Annotated in this window: 18 protein-coding genes and 1 pseudogene; 9 read left to right on the forward strand and 10 right to left on the reverse strand. The window is 67.2% G+C overall.

The window, feature by feature from the left end:
- The 3 genes from G6N47_RS00955 to G6N47_RS00965 are packed head-to-tail and all read right to left on the reverse strand — an operon-like array spanning position 1 to position 1,884.
- Positions 1-777: a PhzF family phenazine biosynthesis protein gene (locus G6N47_RS00955; protein WP_083129792.1), complete on the reverse strand. Its 777-nt coding sequence runs from the start codon at positions 775-777 to the stop codon at positions 1-3.
- A gap of 1 nt (position 778) precedes the next feature.
- The gene (locus G6N47_RS00960; RefSeq protein ID WP_083129793.1) at positions 779-1,234 is read right to left on the reverse strand and encodes an SRPBCC family protein; all 456 of its coding nucleotides are present in this window, start codon (positions 1,232-1,234) and stop codon (positions 779-781) included.
- Positions 1,231-1,884 carry a pyridoxamine 5'-phosphate oxidase family protein gene (locus G6N47_RS00965; protein WP_083129794.1) on the reverse strand — a complete coding sequence of 218 codons (654 nt, stop codon included), beginning with the start codon at positions 1,882-1,884 and terminating at the stop codon, positions 1,231-1,233. The genes G6N47_RS00960 and G6N47_RS00965 overlap by 4 nt, the downstream gene beginning before the upstream one ends.
- A gap of 39 nt (positions 1,885-1,923) precedes the next feature.
- Here G6N47_RS00965 and G6N47_RS00970 point away from each other — a divergent pair, with 39 nt between their 5' ends.
- Positions 1,924-3,240, forward strand: coding sequence for an aminotransferase class I/II-fold pyridoxal phosphate-dependent enzyme (locus tag G6N47_RS00970; protein WP_083129795.1), 1,317 nt, complete (start codon positions 1,924-1,926; stop codon positions 3,238-3,240).
- A 9-nt stretch (positions 3,241-3,249) separates the two neighbouring features.
- Positions 3,250-3,666 (forward strand): hypothetical protein, encoded by a 417-nt coding sequence (locus G6N47_RS00975; RefSeq protein ID WP_083129796.1) that lies wholly within the window; start codon positions 3,250-3,252, stop codon positions 3,664-3,666.
- Here the strand turns inward: G6N47_RS00975 and G6N47_RS00980 are convergent.
- The 3 genes and pseudogenes from G6N47_RS00980 to G6N47_RS00990 form a co-directional block, all read right to left on the reverse strand.
- Entirely contained in the window at positions 3,656-3,991 is a 336-nt protein-coding gene (locus G6N47_RS00980) for a VOC family protein (protein ID WP_083129797.1), read from the reverse strand. The two genes, G6N47_RS00975 and G6N47_RS00980, sit on opposite strands and share 11 nt — an antisense overlap.
- A 70-nt stretch (positions 3,992-4,061) precedes the next feature.
- A pseudogene (locus G6N47_RS00985) lies at positions 4,062-4,913 on the reverse strand (SDR family NAD(P)-dependent oxidoreductase).
- Positions 4,910-5,512, reverse strand: coding sequence for a TetR/AcrR family transcriptional regulator (locus tag G6N47_RS00990; RefSeq protein ID WP_083129798.1), 603 nt, complete (start codon positions 5,510-5,512; stop codon positions 4,910-4,912). The pseudogene G6N47_RS00985 and the gene G6N47_RS00990 overlap by 4 nt, the downstream one beginning before the upstream one ends.
- Positions 5,513-5,549: 37 nt before the next feature.
- Between G6N47_RS00990 and G6N47_RS00995 the strand changes: the two genes are divergently transcribed.
- The 3 genes from G6N47_RS00995 (at position 5,550) to G6N47_RS01005 (ending at position 9,215) form a co-directional block, all read left to right on the forward strand.
- Positions 5,550-6,659, forward strand: coding sequence for a phosphotransferase family protein (locus G6N47_RS00995; protein WP_083129799.1), 1,110 nt, complete (start codon positions 5,550-5,552; stop codon positions 6,657-6,659).
- Positions 6,659-7,774 carry a hypothetical protein gene (locus G6N47_RS01000; RefSeq protein ID WP_083129800.1) on the forward strand — a complete coding sequence of 372 codons (1,116 nt, stop codon included), beginning with the start codon at positions 6,659-6,661 and terminating at the stop codon, positions 7,772-7,774. The genes G6N47_RS00995 and G6N47_RS01000 overlap by 1 nt, the downstream gene beginning before the upstream one ends.
- Before the next feature lie 79 nt (positions 7,775-7,853).
- Complete coding sequence (locus tag G6N47_RS01005) at positions 7,854-9,215, forward strand: flavin monoamine oxidase family protein (RefSeq protein WP_083129801.1); 1,362 nt, start codon at positions 7,854-7,856, stop codon at positions 9,213-9,215.
- Here the strand turns inward: G6N47_RS01005 and G6N47_RS01010 are convergent.
- Positions 9,183-10,139: an alpha/beta fold hydrolase gene (locus tag G6N47_RS01010; RefSeq protein WP_083129802.1), complete on the reverse strand. Its 957-nt coding sequence runs from the start codon at positions 10,137-10,139 to the stop codon at positions 9,183-9,185. The two genes, G6N47_RS01005 and G6N47_RS01010, sit on opposite strands and share 33 nt — an antisense overlap.
- A 79-nt stretch (positions 10,140-10,218) precedes the next feature.
- On the reverse strand, positions 10,219-11,688 hold the full coding sequence (locus G6N47_RS01015; RefSeq protein WP_083129803.1) for a flavin-containing monooxygenase: 1,470 nt from the start codon (positions 11,686-11,688) through the stop codon (positions 10,219-10,221).
- A 225-nt stretch (positions 11,689-11,913) separates the two neighbouring features.
- Here G6N47_RS01015 and G6N47_RS01020 point away from each other — a divergent pair, with 225 nt between their 5' ends.
- Both G6N47_RS01020 and G6N47_RS01025 read left to right on the forward strand, forming a co-directional pair.
- Entirely contained in the window at positions 11,914-12,888 is a 975-nt protein-coding gene (locus G6N47_RS01020; protein WP_083129804.1) for an NADPH:quinone oxidoreductase family protein, read from the forward strand.
- Positions 12,889-12,922: 34 nt separating this feature from the next.
- Complete coding sequence (locus G6N47_RS01025) at positions 12,923-13,621, forward strand: cutinase family protein (protein ID WP_083129805.1); 699 nt, start codon at positions 12,923-12,925, stop codon at positions 13,619-13,621.
- Here G6N47_RS01025 and G6N47_RS01030 read toward each other — a convergent pair.
- Together G6N47_RS01030 and G6N47_RS01035 are read right to left on the reverse strand one after the other, a co-directional pair.
- Positions 13,616-15,058: an amidase gene (locus G6N47_RS01030; RefSeq protein WP_083129806.1), complete on the reverse strand. Its 1,443-nt coding sequence runs from the start codon at positions 15,056-15,058 to the stop codon at positions 13,616-13,618. The genes G6N47_RS01025 and G6N47_RS01030 overlap by 6 nt on opposite strands.
- A gap of 69 nt (positions 15,059-15,127) precedes the next feature.
- The gene (locus G6N47_RS01035) at positions 15,128-15,739 is read right to left on the reverse strand and encodes a TetR/AcrR family transcriptional regulator (protein WP_083129807.1); all 612 of its coding nucleotides are present in this window, start codon (positions 15,737-15,739) and stop codon (positions 15,128-15,130) included.
- Between the two features lie 1,018 nt (positions 15,740-16,757).
- On the opposite strand from G6N47_RS01035, the gene G6N47_RS01045 reads away from it, so the two are divergent.
- Positions 16,758-17,072, forward strand: coding sequence for a hypothetical protein (locus G6N47_RS01045; RefSeq protein WP_139799296.1), 315 nt, complete (start codon positions 16,758-16,760; stop codon positions 17,070-17,072).
- Between the two features lie 74 nt (positions 17,073-17,146).
- A complete protein-coding gene (locus G6N47_RS01050) occupies positions 17,147-18,247 on the forward strand; it encodes an alpha/beta hydrolase (protein WP_372517511.1) in 1,101 nt (366 codons plus the stop codon).
- The last annotated feature ends 9 nt before the right edge of the window (positions 18,248-18,256 follow it).

Consider the following 18,256-nt stretch of genomic DNA (forward strand, 5'->3'; position numbering starts at 1 on the left):
TCAAGCGTGAAGTTCGCCGCTGCAAACGGTAACCGCGTGGCCGGTGAGTTCGACATCGCTGCCCATGAGCCGTGTTCGCAGTAACCCGCCGCGAAGTGAGGCTTGTTCGGCGAGCAACTCCGTGACTCCCAGTCGGGGCGACCAAAAGCTGGCCAGCGTGCAGTGCGCCGATCCGGTGGCGGGGTCTTCCGCGATTCCCGAACCGGGAGCGAAGACGCGGCTGACAATGTCTGCGATGCCGTCGCCCTTTGCCGAGACAATCACTGCGCGGGCAGCGACAGTAGCCAATGCCGCAAGGTCGGGACGTAATCGCCGAACTTCCGCGGCCGATGCCACCTCAACCAGCACGTCCATGCGCCCACGCCAGATCGACCGCAGCGTGATACCGGGCAGCCCTGCGCTCAACTCGGCGCAGGGCGGCTCTGGATTTACTGGGTCAGCAGGAAACGTCATGCTGATCGCACCGCTGGACCCGACACTGCAGGCCAGCAGGCCGCTTCGAGTGTGGAAGACCTGGGCGCCGCCGAGGATGTGTGCGCTAGCCAGGGTGGCGTGCCCGCACAACGTCAGTTCGGTAGTGGGACTGAGCCAGCGCAACCCCTTCGCCCCGCCCCCGTTTCCTGACAGATCTACGAAAGCGGTTGCAGGATAGTTGAATTCCGCTGCAACGAGTTGCATCCAAACTGGGTCGGCTGGCCGATCGAGTAATACGACACCAGCGGGGTTGCCGCGGAACATCCCCTGGGTGAATGCATCAACCACAAAGACCTGCGTCATGTCAGGTATCTTCGGCGAGCTCCGCGAGCCGGTCCAGTGATGCCAGCAGCCGCTCGGCCGTAGTGCGGCGAGCACGCGGCAGGCGGTTCTTGTCGGTCAATCGCGTCCAGTCGTAGGTATGGGTGACCCGAGTGTGGGTTTCGTCGATGGGCTCGAGCTCCCAGCGCCACAGGTGCCCGGGCGGTCGCCGGCCCGGTTCGGACGGCCGCCAGGCGATCCGACGGCCCTCTTCGAACTCCACGACGTGGTTTTCACGGATTGTGCCGAGCGTGAGCTTCATCTCGAAGACGTCCCCGACACGTCGAACACGCTGTGCTGTAACGGCTTCGGCCAGATTGTCGTTGCCGTCCCAGCGCGGTTGCTGGGACGGGTCGGCAATCAGCTCGAAGATTCGTACCGCCGGCGCCGCTATGTCGCGGCTGGCGCTCACCACTCGGGAACCTTCCACACTTGTCATCCTCTCCGATAAGACGCAAGATACGACGGCAGCCCGACAGCCGGGTCCAGATCATCAGCCGGCACCGGATTGCCGGCCGTCAGGGTCAGCGGCACGACCCCGGCCCAATGCGGCAGCGCGATGTCCTCGGCGTCGTCGACGGGTCCACCGCCACGAACCTTCGCCGACACCTCGACGAGATCGACCGCGAGAACGGCGGTTGCGGCGAGCTCCCGCACGTTCGGGGGTCTGCTGTCGGCCGCCCGGCCGGGTGCGACGTGGTCGAGAAGCGCATCTAGGGCCCGCAGTTTCTCCTGCCGGTCCTCGACGACGCGGGCGGTGCCGTGCACGACGACCGACCGGTACATCAGCGAGTGGTGCAGCGCCGCGCGCGCCAGCACCAACCCGTCGACCAGAGTGACGGTGACGCACACCGGAAGACCAGACGGTGACGCGGCGAGCATCGGGCTGCTGCCCGTGGATCCGTGGAGATACAGGATCTCCCCCAGCCGCGCGTGCGTCGTCGGCAAGACCGCCGGACGGTCCGCGTTGAGGAAGCCGACGTGACAGATCAGGGCCTCGTCGAGGATGCGGTGGACCGTTTCACGGTCGTAGCGGGCACGTTCGCGATAACGGGTGGGCGTGCTGCGCGGGGTCGCTGGGTAATGCACCGTTGCTTCCGATCTTTGTAATAGTACATACTATTTTATGTGCCAGTACGATATATGATTAGTGGAACGGGCGCCGAGGCAATAGCGGCCAGCGTCGAGGAGGCCATCTCCACCGGCGCGCTGGCACCCGGCGCCGAACTGCCCCCGATCCGGCAGCTGGCCGCCGAGCTGGGCGTCAACGCGAATACCGTCGCCGCGGCCTACCGGCTGCTGCGCCACCGCGGAGCCGTCGAGACCGCGGGGCGCCGCGGCACCCGGGTGCGCGAGCGGCCCGCGACCACGCCCCGCTCCCTGCAGGGGCTGGCGATCCCCGAGGGGGTGCGAGACCTGTCGACCGGCAACCCCGATCCGGCGCTGCTTCCGATCGCCGGACGCCGGTTCGGCGCGCGGCGCACCCCGCTGCTGTATGGAGAGCCCGCCATGTCGCCCGAGCTGACGGAGCACACTCGGGCGTCGCTGACCGCCGACGGCGTCCCGGCCGAGCATCTCGCGGCGACCGCCGGGGCGCTCGACGGCATCGAGCGGGTACTCGTGGCCCACCTGCGGCCAGGCGATCGAGTGGCGGTCGAAGATCCCGGCTGGGCCAACCTGCTGGATCTGATTGCGGCCCTGGGCTTTTCGGTGGAGCCGGTCAGGGTCGACGACGACGGGCCGGTGGTCGCCGACGTGGCCCGCGCGCTGCGGCGCGGTGTCCGTGCGCTTGTGGTGACCACCCGGGCGCAGAACCCCACCGGCGCGGCCGTCTCCGCCGAACGCGCCGAGGAGTTGCGCCGCCTGGTCCGCGACGAAGACCTGCTGCTGGTCGAGGACGACCACTGCGCCGGTATCGCCGGCGTACCGCTGCACACGCTGGCCGGTTCGACACCCCATTGGGCGTTCGTGCGGTCGGCCTCCAAGGCGTACGGCCCCGATCTGCGGCTGGCGGTGCTCGCCGGTGATCGTCGCACCGTCGAACGCGTGCACGGGCGGCTGCGCCTCGGGCCGGGCTGGGTCAGCTACCTGCTGCAGGATCTCGCTCTCGCCATGTGGCGCGATACGGCGGCAACCCGGTTGGTGCGCAAGGCCGAAGCCACCTACAGCCGCAACCGGGCGCTGGTGCAGACGGCGCTGGCCGATCGCGGCGTAACCTCGCACGGCCGCTCGGGCCTCAACGTCTGGATTCCGGTGCCCGACGAGACGGTGGTGATCACCCGGCTACTCGGTGCGGGTTGGGCCGCCGCCCCTGGTAGTCGATTCAGGGTCGGCACACCACCGGGAATTCGTCTGACGATCGCGGAACTTGTTGCCGCCGAGGTTGATTCGTTGGCCGACGCGATCGCCGAGGCGATCAACGCCGTCGGGCGTGCCAGCGTCTAAGGTCGCAGTATGACGACGACGCCGACCCGCTCACGGTTTGTCGACGGGGTGCTGATTGGTTTCGGTGTGTATTCGACGCTCCTTGGGCTGTTCATGCTGGTGGCGCCAGGCACGTTCTTCGAGACCCTCGGCGCGTTCGGGCCACGCAACGATCACTACATCTTCGACAACGCCTCCTTCGAATTGCCGCTTGGCTTGCTGCTGCTCGCAGCAGTGCGCCGGCGGACATGGCAGGTGCCCGCGCTGGCGTTCGCGACGCTGCACTGGGCGCTGCATTCGCTCAGCCACATCATCGACACCGGCCACGCCGACGGCTGGCTGGTCGGCGTGCTCGAGTTCATCGGCCTGGCGCTCGGCACCACGCTGCTTGCGGTTGCCCTGCGCAGCGCGGCGATCGCAACCAAGCGCACCAGCTCTACCCTTTAGGCCGCCACACCCCAAACCGGTTGCCCTGCGGGTCTTGCAGGTGGGCGAATTCGAGCGGGCCGTTGTCGGTCAGCGGCACCACAACCTTCGCGCCGAGCTCGGCCGCCTTGTCGATGGTGGCCTGCACGTCGTCGACCTGGACATAGAAGATCGCCCAGGATCCGCCGCCGGTCTGCGAGCTGTCCCAGACTCCTCCCTTGTCGCCGTCGATCATGCGGTAGTCCCCGGAGTCTCCGATGTCCCAGCCGAACAATCCGCCGTAGAAGCCGCGCGTGGCGTCGGCGTCGGGGGTACCGACCTCGAAATAGTTCACAACATTGGCCATGTCTCGCCGTCCTTTCGCTTCACGATGTGGACCAACGACAGAAGTATTGCGCCGGGGTCCGACAAGCGGGTCAGGCCGACGTGAAGCTGCCGTCGAGCACCCGCGGATGGCCGATCGCGCGCCCGGTGACGGCAGCCGCGTCCACCAGCGCCAACTCCACCGCCGCCCGCGCGAACTCCTCCGCCGTCGCCACCTCGTCGAACTCGCGAGCGTAATACGAAAGCCCCGGCGTCAGAATCGGTTTGGACGGCGATAGGGCGTTCACCGCGATGTTGCGGTCCTGCAGGTCGTAGGCGGCACACCATGTCAAGTGCTCCAGCGCGGCCTTGGACCCGCCGTAGCCCGGCAGCACCCCGCCGCCTCGGTCGGCCTACGGCCCATCCCCGGGTAGCCGGGACGCGATCGAGGTGACGTTGATGATCGACCCGTAACCGGCCTCGATCATGTCGGGGCACACCAGCTGGATGAGTTCGTAGGCCGCAAACACCGAGATCTCGAAGTGCCGCCGGTAGGCGGCAAGCGGCGTGCCGAGCAGCGGCGGCCACCCCGGTTTAGCGCCCGCCTCTGGTTTGCGTTTCGCAGAGGCGCCGGCTCGCGGCGGGCGCCCCGGCGCGGTGAACGCGGCGTCGTTGACCAGAATTGTGATGGGGCCCAATGCTTCTCGTGCTTCATCGACCAGCCGGGCGATGTCGCCGCCCTCGAGCAGGTCGGCGCGGACCGCGACGGCCCGGCCGCCCGCCGCCTCGATGTCGGCGACGGTCTCGCCGATGGTGCCGGGCAGCCGCTGGTCCCACACCTGTTCGGTGCGCCCGACGACGGCCACCGCCGCACCCTCGGCCGCGAGCGCCAGCGCGATCGCCCGGCCCAGGCCGCGGCTGGCGCCGGTGACGATCGCGGCGCGACCGTCGAGTCGCCCGATCACCGCTGCACCCCGTGCACGAGGATCGCCGCGGTCTGATCCACCCACGCATCGTCGAGCTCTTCATCCGGACGCAACAGCAGCCGCAACAGCGTCGCGCCGCCGATCAATTCGACCAACCGATCGGGGTCCACGTCAGGATGCACCTCTCCGCGCTCGACGGCCTCGATCAGCCGCACCCGCACCGCGGTGAACACATCGGCGAACCGCGCCACCACCCTGGCGTTGAGCTCGGAGTCGGCGGTCATGTCGGCGACCAGCCCGGGCAGCGCGGCCCGCACTACGGGGCTGGTGAACACGTCGCGGGCGGCGGCGATCATGGCCCGCACATCGGCGGCGATGTCGCCGCCCGGGCCCGCCAGCGCGGTGGGCGCCACCGGGAATGCCGCCTCGTGCACCAGCTCGGCCTTGCTCGACCAGCGCCGGTACAGCGCCGTCTTGGTGGTCCCGGCCCGCTCGGCGACGGCGGCCAGGGTGAGGTTCGAATAGCCGATTTGCACAAGCAGTTCCGCGGTCGCCGCCAATATGGCAGCGTCGATGCGCGGGTCCCGCGGCCGCCCGGCGGCCGGGGCCTTGTCAACCGTGGACTCGTCTGCTTTCATAACGCTACCCACCGTATCGTAATTGTCGGAGGCGCATGTGGCCAACCAACCAGCAGTCGAAGACGTCGGCCGACTCCAGCGGTCCAGCCGTGACGTCAGCACAGTGCCGGCGGTGATGGCGCAGTGGCTCGCCACCGTGCTACCCGTGACGCCGCAGGTCACCGTCGAAAGTGGCGTCGACGCCACCGGCATGTCGTCGGAGACGATCATCCTGACCGGCCGCTGGGAGGATCAGGAGCAGCGCTGGGTCGCGAGGGTGGCGCCGAGCGCCGAGGACGTGCCGGTGTTCCCGTCGTATCGGCTCGACCACCAATTCGAGGTGATGCGACTGGTCGGCGAACTCACCGACGTGCCCGTCCCGCGGGTGCGCTGGATCGAGACCACCGGCGACGTGCTCGGCAAGCCGTTCTTTCTGATGGATTACGTCGAGGGCGTGGTGCCTCCTGACGTGATGCCATATACGTTCGGCGGCAACTGGTTTGCCGACGCACCCGCGGAGCGCCAGCGCGAACTTCAGGACTCCACGGTCGAGGTGCTGGCCAAGCTGCACTCGATTACCAACCCGGAGAAGACTTTTGGGTTTCTGTCTCCAGGCGATGGCACCGCACTGCGCCGCCACTTCGACTGGGTGCGGTCCTGGTACGACTTCGCGGTACCCGACATCGGCCGTTCGCCGCTGCTGGAACGTACCTTCGCCTGGCTGGAGTCGAATTGGCCGGAGCAGGCCGACGCCGGTCAGCCGGTGCTGTGCTGGGGCGACGCCCGGGTGGGCAACGTGCTCTACCGTGACTTCCGCCCGGTGGCGGTGCTGGACTGGGAGATGGTCACGCTGGGCCCACGGGAGCTCGATGTCGCGTGGATGATCTTCGCGCACATGGTTTTTCAGGAGCTCGCCGGGCTTGCAGGACTGCCAGGTCTGCCGGACGTGATGCGAGAGGACGACGTCCGCGACACCTACCAGCGGCTCACCGGCGCGAATCTTGGTGATCTGCACTGGTTTTACGTGTACTCGGGCGTGATGTGGGCGTGCGTGTTCATGCGCACCGGCGCGCGTAGGGTGCATTTCGGTGAGGTCGAAAGGCCCGACGATGTTGAGTCACTGTTCTACCACGCCGCGTTGATGAAAAGACTTATAGGAGAAGGATAATGCTTGGACCACTCGACGAATTCCCGGTACACCAGATTCCGCAGCCGATCGCCTGGCCGGGATCGTCGGACCGCAACTTTTACGACCGCTCCTACCTCAACGCCCACGACCGCACCGGCGACATTTTTCTCATCACCGGCATCGGGTACTACCCCAACCTGGGTGTGAAGGACGCGTTCGTGCTGATCCGCCGCGGCGACACGCAGACCGCGGTGCACCTGTCGGACGCCATCGACCAGGACCGGCTCAACCAGCACGTCGGCCGCTACCGGATCGAGGTCAGCGAGCCACTGCGCAAGTTGCGGGTGATCCTGGAGGAAACCGAGGGCATCGCCGTCGACCTAACCTGGGAAGGCCTGTTCGATGTCGTGCAGGAGCAGCCGCATCTGATGCGCTCCGGCAACCGGGTGACGCTGGACGCGCAGCGCTTCGCCCAGCTGGGCAGCTGGAGCGGGCGAATCGCGATCGACGGCGAGGAGATCCCCGTCGACCCCGCCACCTGGATCGGCAGCCGGGACCGGTCCTGGGGCATCCGGCCGATCGGCGAACCGGAACCGGCGGGACGACCGGCCGATCCGCCGTTCGAAGGCATGTGGTGGCTGTACGTGCCGATGGCGTTCGACGACTTCGCCGTCGTGATGATCATCCAGGAGGCACCCGACGGGTTCCGCTCGCTCAACGACTGCACCCGGATCTGGCGCGACGGCCGCGTCGAGCAGCTGGGCTGGCCCCGGGTGACCACTCGCTACCGGTCGGGCACCCGGATTCCGACCGGGGCGACAATCGAGGCCAGCCGGCCCGACGGCACGCCGGTGCACTTCGAGGTCGAATCCAAGCTGCCGGTACCGATCCATGTCGGCGGCGGCTACGGCGGCGACTCGGACTGGCTGCACGGCATGTGGAAGGGCGAGAAGTTCACCGAGCGGCTGACCTACGACATGACCGACCCGGCGATCGTCGCCCGCTCGGGCTTCGGCGTGATTGACCACGTGGGGCGGGCGATCTGCCGCGACGGCGACGCCGAGCCGGTGGAGGGCTGGGGGCTCTACGAGCACGGCGCACTGGGCCGCCACGACCCGTCCGGCTTCAAAGACTGGTTGAGCACGGCGCCTTAGCTTCGTCGAATGTGGACTTGATGTACGTTTCTCCCGAAAAAGCGTGTGATAAGTCCACATTCGACGGTAAGGATGGGGTATGGAGTCCGCCGATGCCGTAGTGGTGGGGGCCGGGTTCGCCGGGCTGACCGCCGCCCGTGAGCTCAAGCGTCTCGGACACGACGTGCTGGTGCTCGAGGGCCGCGACCGGGTCGGTGGACGTTCGCACACCGGCCATGTCGCGGGAATTCCCGTCGACATGGGCGGCACATTCGTCGGGCCCACGCAGGATGCGGTGCTGGCGCTGGCCGCCGACCTCGGCATCGACACCGTCCCGACCTACCATGACGGCGCCAACCTGATCCGCTGGCGCGGCATGGTCCGCCGGTATTCCGGCACCATCCCGCGACTGTCACTCGGCGGCTTGCTCGACATCGGTAGGGTGCGTTGGCAATTCGAGCGCATCGCCCGGCGGGTTCCGCTGGCCGAGCCGTGGACCACACGGCGCGCGCAGCAGTTGGACGGCCAGTCGCTGGGCGACTGGCTGCGCTCGGTGCACACCGGCGCCACCGCCCGCGATCTGCTGGCCATCATGGCGCGGGTGACCTGGGGCGCCGAACCCGACGACGTGTCGATGTTGCATGCCGCCCGCTACGTGCACGCCGCCGGCGGCCTGGACCGGCTGCTCGACGTGGAAAACGGTGCACAGCAAGACCGTTTCGCAGCCGGCACCCAGCAGATCGCCGACGCTATGGCGGCCGAGCTCGGCGACCGCGTGGTGCTGGACGCTCCGGTGCATCGCATCGACCAGCACGACGGCGGCGTGACGGTCGGCTCCGAAAAGAGCAGCGCCGAAGCCAGATTCGTCATCGTCGCGGTCGCGCCGGAACATCGTGCGCGCATCGAGTTCACTCCCCCGCTGCCCGCCGAATACCACCAGCTCGCCAGAAGCTGGCCGCAGGGCCGGCTCTCCAAGGCGTACGCCGCCTACCCCACGCCGTTCTGGCGGGCCAACGGGTTCTCCGGCCAGGCGTTGTCCGACGAGGGCCCGGTGTTCATCACTTTCGACGTCAGCCCGCAGCCCGACGGGCCTGGCATCCTGCTGGGGTTCGTCGACGCCCGCAGTTTCGACGAAATGCCCGCGGATCAGCGCCGGCGAAAAGCGCTGGACTGCTTCGCTTCGCTATTCGGCGAGGAGGCACTCAAACCACTCGACTATGTCGATCACCGTTGGGGCACAGAGAAATTCGCACCCGGCGGACCCACTGCCGCGGTGCCGCCGGGCTCGTGGACGCGGTACGGGCCGTGGTTGCGCCGCCCCGTGGGCCCGGTTCACTGGGCCGGCACCGAAACGGCGGACGAGTGGACCGGCTTCCTGGACGGGGCGGTGCGCTCCGGAAGGCGGGCCGCCGCGGAGGTCGCCGCGCGGTTACGAGCTGATCCGTCTGTCGCCCGAGACTGATTCGGCGAGCGCCCGCAATTCGCGGTTGACCTCGGCGGGGCGTTCCAGCATCGCGCAGTGACCGCCGGGCAGCACCACGAGCCCGACGAGATTCGGTGCGGCCGCGGCGATCCGGCGCGACTGACTCAACGGCGTCAACCGATCGCGTTCGCTGCCGATGACCAGCGTCGGCACCGTCAAACCGGTCAGGCTGATGTGCCGCGAGCCCAGCGAGTCGACCAGCGCCTTGCCGCAGCCGCCGCGCACCGCCGGGGACGTGGCGTCGAACAACTCGTAGATCAGCGCGCCGACATCGGGATCCGCGTCGGCGCCGACCGCCAGCAGCGACACCATCTCGCGGCTGGCGCGTCGCACCGCGGGTGGCACCGTGAACGAACCGAAGATGCTGACCAGTGCACGCCCGCCCAGCACCCGGACCGCGGCGAACGGCGCCGGCACCGGCAGGAACCGCACCTCGCGCAACAGGTCACCGGTGGTGGTGTTGACCAGGGCGACGGCGTCGGCACGATGGGAAACCTTGTGGCGGTACCGCTCCGACCAGGCGGCGATCGCAATGCCGCCCATCGAGTGCCCGGCGATCACGGCGCGCTCTCCCGGCGCGAGGGTGGCCTCGAGCACCGCGTCGACGTCGGAGGCCAGGTGATGCAGGCTGTAATTCCGCCGCGGCGGAATGCCGCTGCGGCCGTGGCCGCGGTGATCGAACGCGATCACCCGGTAGTCGCCGGCCAATTCCGCGATCTGGTAAGCCCACACGCGGATGGCGCAGGTGATGCCATGCGAAAGCACTATCGGATAGCCGTCTTCCGGGCCGAATACCTCGGTGTGCAGACGAGTGCCATCGGGAGCCCGCACCAAAACCTCGCGGCTCGGCGGCAATTCGACCGGTATTGGCGCGAACGAACGCGGCGGTTGTCGATAACTCATCGCCGCTCCCCTCCCGTGCGGGCCGCACTCCTGAGTCTACCGAGTGGGCCGGCGGCTTCCGGACACCAAAAGCCGGCGCCTAGGCGATCTGTCGGCGGTCGGCGTCCACCTTGCCGAACACCATCTGCTCGTCGATGCGCCGCACCCGATGGTCGATCACATCACGCAGGAAGTGGTGGCTGACCACCCATGGACGCCGGGTGCCCGACTTCGGCAGCACATCCAGGGCGCGCAACACGTAGCCGGCCTGCAGGTTCAGCGTGGGCTGCTCGGGCATGTCGGTGTCGCCGAGATGCGGATAGGCGTGCGTGTAGCCGTGAGTCCTCATGTACTCCAACAACTTTGCGACCGATTGCGCGGTCAGGTCCGCACCCAGGGTCCACGATGCGTTCGTGTAGCCCACACACCAGGCCATGTTGGGGACGTCGTCGAGCATGTGGCGCTTGTAGACGAACCGGTCATGCGGGTTGATCTTTTCGCCGTCGAGGCTGAGCGTGATTCCGCCCAGCGCCTGCAACTGCAGTCCCGTCGCAGTGATGATGACGTCGGCATCGAGGTGCCGCCCGGACTTGCAGACGATGCCGGTGGCGTCCATGTGGTCGATGTGGTCGGTGACGACCTCCACGCGCCCGTCGCTGATCAGCTTGTACAGGTCGGCGCCGACGATGAAGCACATCCGCTGATCCCACGGGTCATACGGCGGGGTGAAGTGGGTGTCGATGTCGTAGCCCTGCGGCAGATTGCGTTCGGCGATGCGCCGCAGTAGTCGCTTCATGTACTCCGGCGCCCGGCGCGACACCTCCCACAGCAGCACACCGACGAGTGCGTTGCGCCACCGGACGAGCCAATGGGCAACCTTGAGCGGCAAGAGCTTTCGGGTGAGGACTGCTGTCGGCTCGACCTTCGGCGCGGAGATCATGTACGACGGTGTGCGCTGCAACATCGTCACGTGCGCCGCCGTTTCGGCCAGGCTCGGGATCAGGCTGACCGCGGTTGCGCCGCTTCCGATTACCACGCACCGCTTGCCGGTGCAGTCGAGCGCCTCGGGCCAGTGTTGCGGATGGACCACCTCGCCGGTGAAGTCCTCGATGCCGGGGAAGGCGGGCCGGTAGGGGTTGTCGTAGTCGTAGTAGCCGGTGCCGAAGAACACGAACCGGCAGCGGTAGGTCTGCTCCTGGCCGTCCCGGTCGGCGCGGATCGTCCAGGTGTCGGTGCTCGAATCCCAGTCGGCCGAGCGGACATGGGTGTTGAACCGGATGTGCTCGGCGATGTGGTGCTTGCGCGCGGTGTCGGAAAGATACTGCCAGATGTGGGTGCCGTCGACGATCATCTCCGGCCGCGTCCAGGGCTCCCACGGGAAGCACAGCGTGTAGATGTCGCTGTCGGACCGCACACCCGGGTAGCGGAACAGGTCCCAGGTGCCGCCGAGCTGCTCCCGTCGTTCCAGGATCGTGAAGCGCAGCTGCGGGTTGCGCTCCCGGATCCGGTAGGCGGCGCCGATCCCCGAGATCCCGGCACCGATGATCACTACGTCGAAGAACGGGTCCATGGCAGTGGCTCCTCTCGCGTGACTACCAGACTAGGCCCGATGGTCCGGCTTCTCCTCGGGCTTTACAGCCCGCATCGGCGCCGGACTGGGTTCGATGGTCCGGCTTCTCCTCGGGCTTTACAGCCCGCATCGGCGCCGGACTGGGTTCGATGGTCCGGCTTCTCCTCGGGCTTTACAGCCCGCATCGGCGCCGGACTAAGTTCGTCTTGACGGAAAGAGGTGGCGATGCGCGCGGTACAGGTTTCCCGGCTCGACGGGCCGGAGGCGGTGCAGGTGGTCGAGCTCGACGAGCCCGGCGGTGACGGCGCCGTCGTCGTCGACGTCCATGCAGCCGGAGTGGCGTTTCCCGACGCGCTGCTGACCCGGGGGCTCTACCAGCACAAACCGGACCCGCCGTTCATTCCGGGCGGCGAGGCGGCCGGCGTGGTGCGCAGCGCCCCGGCCGGTGCGCCGGTGGCGGCCGGCGACCGTGTGGCGGCGTTGACGATGCTGTCCGGCGGCATGGCCGAGGTCATTGCCCTGCCGGCCGAGCAGGTGTTCAAGCTGCCGGACACGGTGTCGTTCGAGGCCGGCGCGGGGCTGCTGTTCAACGACCTGACCGTGCATTTCGCGCTGGCCGAACGCGGCCGGCTCCGTGACGGCGAGACGGTGCTGGTGCACGGCGCGGCCGGCGGCATCGGCACGTCGACGCTGCGGCTGGCGCCCGCCTTGGGGGCGGCGCGGACCATCGCGGTGGTCAGCACGCAGGACAAGGCCGACATCGCCCGGGCGGCCGGCGCCACCGATGTGGTGCTGGCCGACGGGTTCAAGGACGCGGTGCGCGAGCTGACCGGCGGGCGCGGCGTGGACATCGTCGTCGACCCGGTCGGCGGCGATCGCGTCACCGATTCGCTGCGGTCCCTGGCCCAGGGCGGCCGGCTGCTCGTGATCGGCTTCACGGGCGGCGACATTCCGACGGTGAAGCTGAATCGCTTGCTGCTCAACAACATTGATGCCGTCGGGGTCGGCTGGGGCGCGTGGGCGATGTCGCATCCGGGTTCTTTGGAGCGGCAGTGGTCGCAACTCGAGCCGCTGCTGGCATCCGGCGCGGTGCCGCCGCCGCAGCCGGAGGTTTATCCACTGGATCGGGCCGGCGAGGCGATCGCGGCGCTGGAAAACCGCACGGCCAAGGGCAAGGTCGTGCTGCGGATGCGGGATTAGACTCAGGCGAGGGTCGGGTGGCGGTGAGGTAGCGATGAACGTCATCAAAGTGCTCGTGGCTGGTGTGGTGAGCATTGGCGCCGTGGTCAGCGCGCCGGTGCCGGTCGCGTCGGCCCAGCCGTGTCCGGACGTCGAGGTGGTGTTCGCCCGCGGAACGGCCGAGCCGCCCGGCGTCGGCGGGGTCGGGCAGGCATTCGTCGACGCGCTGAACGCGCGGGCCGGCGGCAAATCGGTCAGCGTCTATCCGGTCAACTACCCCGCCAGCAGTGATTTCGGCGCCGGCATCGAGTTCGCCAGAACTTTCGTCGACGGGATTCGCGACGCCGGTGGCCACATCGAGTCGACGGCGGCGAACTGCCCTAACACCAGGATCGTGCTCGGCGGGTACTCCCAGGGCGCGGCGCTGGCCGGTCTCGTCACCTCGGCCGCGATTCCGAAAGAAGTGCCGGCCGAATACGCGTCATACGTGCCCAAGCCGATGCCGGCCGAAGTGGCCAACCACGTCGCCGCGGTGACGCTGTTCGGCACGCCGTCGAATCAGTTCCTCACCGAAAACGGCGCGCCGCCCATCAGAATCGGCCCGCTGTATGCGCCCAAGACGATCCAGCTGTGCGCTCCCGACGACACGATCTGCAATGGCGCGCCCAGCGCGCCACCCACCTTCGCGCATATGGCGTACCTGACGAACGGCATGACGGACCAGGCCGCAGATTTCGCGGTGAGCCACCTATAGATTTGCGGGGTGCTGGGACGACCACGGGTGGGCCGATTCCAGTTGGGACGCAACGCGAATCAGGACGTCTTCGCGGCCATAGGCGGCGGCCAGCTGGACGCCGATCGGCAGGCCCTCGGCGTTGCGGTGCAGCGGAAGGCTGATCGCCGGCTGCCCGCTCATGTTGAACGGCGGCGTGAACGCGGCGAACCGGCCGGCGCGGCGCATCGGCGCCGTCGGATGCTCGGGATCGTTCTCGAACTCGGTCAGCGGAAGCGGCGGCTCGGCCACCGTCGGGGTCAACAGCAGGTCCCAGCCGTCGGCCCACCACTGCTGCAGCGCCCGCCGGAATGTCCACACCGCGCCCTGCGCGGCGGCGTAGTCGACGGCGGTCAGTCGCTGCGCCTGCTCGGCGAGCGCCCAGTTCACCGGCTCGACGTCGTCCTTGGTCATCTCGCGGCCCAGTGTTTCGCCGAACCCGCGCACCGCCATCGCCATTCCCGTCGCCCACAGCGCCATGAACTTCTGGGGCAACGTGGTGTCGGCGAGGCATTGTGGCCACGCAGGCTCGACGATGTGCCCGAGGCCCTCGAGCATCGACGCCGCGGCACGCACGGCCGCGATGCAATCCTCGTGCAGGAAGTCGCCGCGCGGATGGACGTCGAGCAGGCCGATGCGTAGCCGTCCGGGGTCTTTACCGATTTCCTCGGTGTACGGCCGCTCCGGCGGCGGCGCAATGACGCTGTCGCCGATGCCCGGTCCGCGCACCGCATCGAGCAGGCCCGCGGTGTCGCGCACTGTGCGACTGACGCACAGCTCGACGCCTAGCCCCGCCTCGGCACGCACCGGGCCGACCGTGATGCGGCCCTGGCTCGGCTTGAGTCCGACGACCCCGCAGCACGACGCCGGGATGCGGATGCTGCCGCCGCCGTCGGAGGCGTTGGCGAACGGGACCATGCCGGCGGCTACCGCGGCGGCGGCACCACCGCTGGACCCGCCCGGCGTGCGGTCCAGTGACCACGGGTTGCGGGTCGGGCCCCAGGCCAGCGGCTGCGTGGTCGGCAAGCTGCCCAGCTCCGGGGTATTGGTCCGCCCGGCGATGACGAGGCCGGCCGCTTTGAAGCGGGCGACCAGCGTTGTGTCGGCGGTGTCGACTATGCGGGCTTCTTTGAGCGCGATGTTGCCGTTGGACAGCGTCTGGCCGGCGAAGCTGGTGTAGAGGTCCTTGAGCAAGAACGGGACGCCGCGAAAGGGGCCGTTGGGCAGGTTCGGATCGGCGGCCACGCGGCGGGCGTGGTCGAACCATTCGATGACGACGGCGTTGAGCGACGGGTTCGTCCGCTCGATCCGCTCGATCGCCGCCTCGAGCAGCTCGCCGGCTGTGACGTCGCCGTTGGCCACCAGCCTCGCCTGCTCCGTGGCATCCATCCAGCGCGTCTCGTCGGCAAGGCTGTTCATGGCTCACGGTTGTACCACGACGGGGGGCGCGCCAATGGCGCATGCGGCTCAGCGCCGAACAGCACGAACCTATTTTTGTGAGCGAGCGAATGCCGGAGCGACAAAGCGGCGCAAGATGGTCCGGTATCGCGCGAGGTCGACGTCCCCATCCCTGAGCCCTCGCATCATCATCAGCCCGACACTGGTCAACCACAGGTAGACGTCCGACCGAGGTACATCACGCGGCAGTTCGTTGTTGACGTAGGCGACGTCAAGGAAAGGGTCGAAAAACTCGGCCGAAACCAGCTCCGAATTCCGCGACTCGATGACTCGTTGGCCGAGGCCCGAACTCTCCGGGTCGACGATGTATCGCATCACGGGGTCGAGGACTGCCTCGCTCGCGGCATAAAGGAGTCCCTCAACGATCTGGTCCTGAAGGCTGGTCTGCCGGGACATGACTTTGTGTGCGCGGTCGCGCAGCATCCGTCCATGCCGAGTGATCAGCTCGATGAGTAGGTCGTCACGATCGCTGAAATAGCGGTAGATGCCCGGCCTCGACATGCCCACCTCGGAAGCAATGTCTTCCATGGTGGTCTTCCGGATGCCGTGGCGCTCGATGCAACGTTCGGCGCCGGCCAAGATCCGTTCGCGCGGATCGTTGTCCGCAGGGTCGGTCGACTGGTTACGCGCTCCTCGTGGCATGAGCTCATCGTACTAGACACCTGTGTCATCGTCTGACATCCCACGTATAGATGTCGCAGATCGTCGGCAGATATATATGGCTATGACCTTGACTTCTATTTACTGCGGCGGATAAGCTGACAAATAACGTAAAACGTCAGCCCGTCACACAGATGTCTTGGCTCACCCAGTCACCAGCGAGGGAGGCGCCATCATGACGATCAGTCGTTGCCGAGGGTCCTCGACAGACGGCGTCACTCCGGCGGGCGCTCCAGCAATTGCCGCACGGCGCCACGCCCTGCGAGCCGCGGCGGACGAGCGCGGCGTTCGGCTCCACGAGATGGACGTACCGGCAAGAACGGCCTAGGGCGGTAGCGATGTGGACCCTTATCACCAGCGACGGGCGGCGGCTAGCGAACATCCCATCGGAGGAAGACGCCCGCCGTACCGTCCATGCACTGGGAAGTACACAATGGCGCGGTCCTTTTTCTTGGGACGTGGTTGACAACGAAGGAAGTCGCTTCTCTGTCGAGATTCGACGTCGAAGCGGACGGGCCCGGCCATGATTGTCGGACGCAATCCGCGGACCCCAGTGATCGGCGATACGGTGCTGTCGCGGTCCCATCGTCGACGCGGTGTCGGCATCATCGTTGACACAGACGCGATTAGGTACAAGGTCTACTGGCGCGACGGGCGGGACACCCTCCGTTGGCACGCGCGCCACGAATTAACCATCCCGCGACTCGATTACGGACGGCGATGACTCTCACGCGTCCCATCTCAGCCTTCGGCGCCCTGAATCGGACGCACGAAAAGCCTTGGAGGGCAGTCCGATGCGATTCTGTATAGGCGACAAAGTTCGCGACGGTCTGCATGTCGGGACGGTGACCGACGTAGGCACCATGCTCATTCAAGTCAGGACGACTGCGGGTACGGCGCGGATGGTCTGTCCGTGGGAGCTCGTGAGGTTGCGCGGCCCATACGAGGGGCTCGGCTCCGACTTGCCGCCCGAGTGAAACACCGAGGAGTTGTGATCGCAGTGCGGAACATACAAGAAGCCAACCCAGCTGCAATCCCTACAATCACAGGAGCACCGGCCGTAGTCACCACCGTCGACGACGACGGCGGTTGGCGGATGAGCGTTTTCGGGGCTGACCGAGTAGAGATCTGCGGCGCGTTCAAACCTGTCGACCGTTCCTACTGGCTGATGTACGTCACTAAGCGGATCGTCGACGCCGTCGAACGGTCGCAAGCCACCTTGATCCCGCGTCGGATCCAGTTGCCTACCCAACAAGACGTCCGGCAGTGGCTCGAACTCATTGCCGGCCTGTATATGCAGGCGGCAGACCGGTGAACCAGCTAGACGTAAGGCGCGAGGCACTAGCGGCGAACGGGCATCACGTCTGCGGGACGCATTGCCCCACGGATATCGGATATTTTCGCCCGTCTCGTCGCGGCTACGTCGAGTTTGGCTCGCGCCAGGAAGAAGTTTGCGTGACCACGCGGGACGACGGACCCAGCATCGCTGGTCGGCTGGTGTCACTGATGTCGCGGCTGACCGTTAGGCCTGCTCTGGCACTGGGCAGCCATATACCCCATGTTCCCTGGCCCTTCGGTATCGTCGAATCTGCTTGCAGCGCCTTGGTTCCCGCCCCGAGCGCCGTCCGGACGACGGTGGCATTGCCTACTGCAACCGCGCAGCTACTCCGAGCGCCCGGCGTATTACCGGCGGATGACAGCCGACGAGTGGTGCTGTACTTGCATGGCGGCGCTTTCCTGGCCTGCGGAATGAACTCGCACAGCCGGATCGTTACCTCAATCTCCCGATATGCCGACTCGCCTGTGCTGGTGGTCAATTACCGGCTGATCCCAAAGCACTCCGTCGGGATGGCCCTCGACGATTGTCATGATGCCTACCGCTGGTTGCGACAAGAGGGCTACGAGCCGGAGCAAATCGTGCTAGCTGGCGATTCTGCGGGAGGCTACCTTGCCCTGGCACTAGCGCAGCGGCTACAGGCCGTCGGCGAACAGCCGGCGGCGCTGGTCCTGATCTCGCCGCTGCTGCAGCTGGCTAAGGAACCTAAGCAGGCACATCCCAACATCAAAACTGATGCGATGTTCCCGCCCAAGGCCTTTGACGCACTTGTCGCACTAGTCGCCAGTGCCAACGCCAAGCGCATCATCGACGGCAAGTCCGAAGAGCTCTACGAGCCACTCGACCACATAGAACCTGGCCTGCCGCAGACATTGATCCATGTTTCTGGATCGGAAGCACTTCTGCATGACGCTCAGTTGGCCGCCGCCAGGCTGAAAGCGGTGGGCGTACCTACCAAGGTGCACATCTGGCCGGGTCAGGTTCACGACTTCCAGCTCGTGGAGCCGCTGGTACCGGAGGCCACCCGCTCACTGCAGCTGATTGGTGAGTACATCCGTGCGGCCACATCACGAAACATGGTTCTCCAGGCCGAAGTTCAGGGAACCGACAGACGCCCACCCATGTTGTCCGTCTTCGCTCAGCGGCGTTATTGACGCCGGGTT

The organism is Mycobacterium branderi (assembly GCF_010728725.1).
GTDB classification, from domain to species: domain Bacteria; phylum Actinomycetota; class Actinomycetes; order Mycobacteriales; family Mycobacteriaceae; genus Mycobacterium; species Mycobacterium branderi.

Coding starts and splice junctions, on each gene's coding strand:
- G6N47_RS00955 (WP_083129792.1), bottom strand. CDS start 777: ATGACGCAGGTCTTTGTGGTTGATGCATTCACCCAGGGGATGTTCCGC.
- G6N47_RS00960 (WP_083129793.1), bottom strand. CDS start 1,234: ATGACAAGTGTGGAAGGTTCCCGAGTGGTGAGCGCCAGCCGCGACATA.
- G6N47_RS00975 (WP_083129796.1), top strand. CDS start 3,250: ATGACGACGACGCCGACCCGCTCACGGTTTGTCGACGGGGTGCTGATT.
- G6N47_RS00980 (WP_083129797.1), bottom strand. CDS start 3,991: ATGGCCAATGTTGTGAACTATTTCGAGGTCGGTACCCCCGACGCCGAC.
- G6N47_RS00990 (WP_083129798.1), bottom strand. CDS start 5,512: ATGAAAGCAGACGAGTCCACGGTTGACAAGGCCCCGGCCGCCGGGCGG.
- G6N47_RS01000 (WP_083129800.1), top strand. CDS start 6,659: ATGCTTGGACCACTCGACGAATTCCCGGTACACCAGATTCCGCAGCCG.
- G6N47_RS01005 (WP_083129801.1), top strand. CDS start 7,854: ATGGAGTCCGCCGATGCCGTAGTGGTGGGGGCCGGGTTCGCCGGGCTG.
- G6N47_RS01010 (WP_083129802.1), bottom strand. CDS start 10,139: ATGAGTTATCGACAACCGCCGCGTTCGTTCGCGCCAATACCGGTCGAA.
- G6N47_RS01015 (WP_083129803.1), bottom strand. CDS start 11,688: ATGGACCCGTTCTTCGACGTAGTGATCATCGGTGCCGGGATCTCGGGG.
- G6N47_RS01020 (WP_083129804.1), top strand. CDS start 11,914: ATGCGCGCGGTACAGGTTTCCCGGCTCGACGGGCCGGAGGCGGTGCAG.
- G6N47_RS01025 (WP_083129805.1), top strand. CDS start 12,923: ATGAACGTCATCAAAGTGCTCGTGGCTGGTGTGGTGAGCATTGGCGCC.
- G6N47_RS01030 (WP_083129806.1), bottom strand. CDS start 15,058: ATGAACAGCCTTGCCGACGAGACGCGCTGGATGGATGCCACGGAGCAG.
- G6N47_RS01035 (WP_083129807.1), bottom strand. CDS start 15,739: ATGCCACGAGGAGCGCGTAACCAGTCGACCGACCCTGCGGACAACGAT.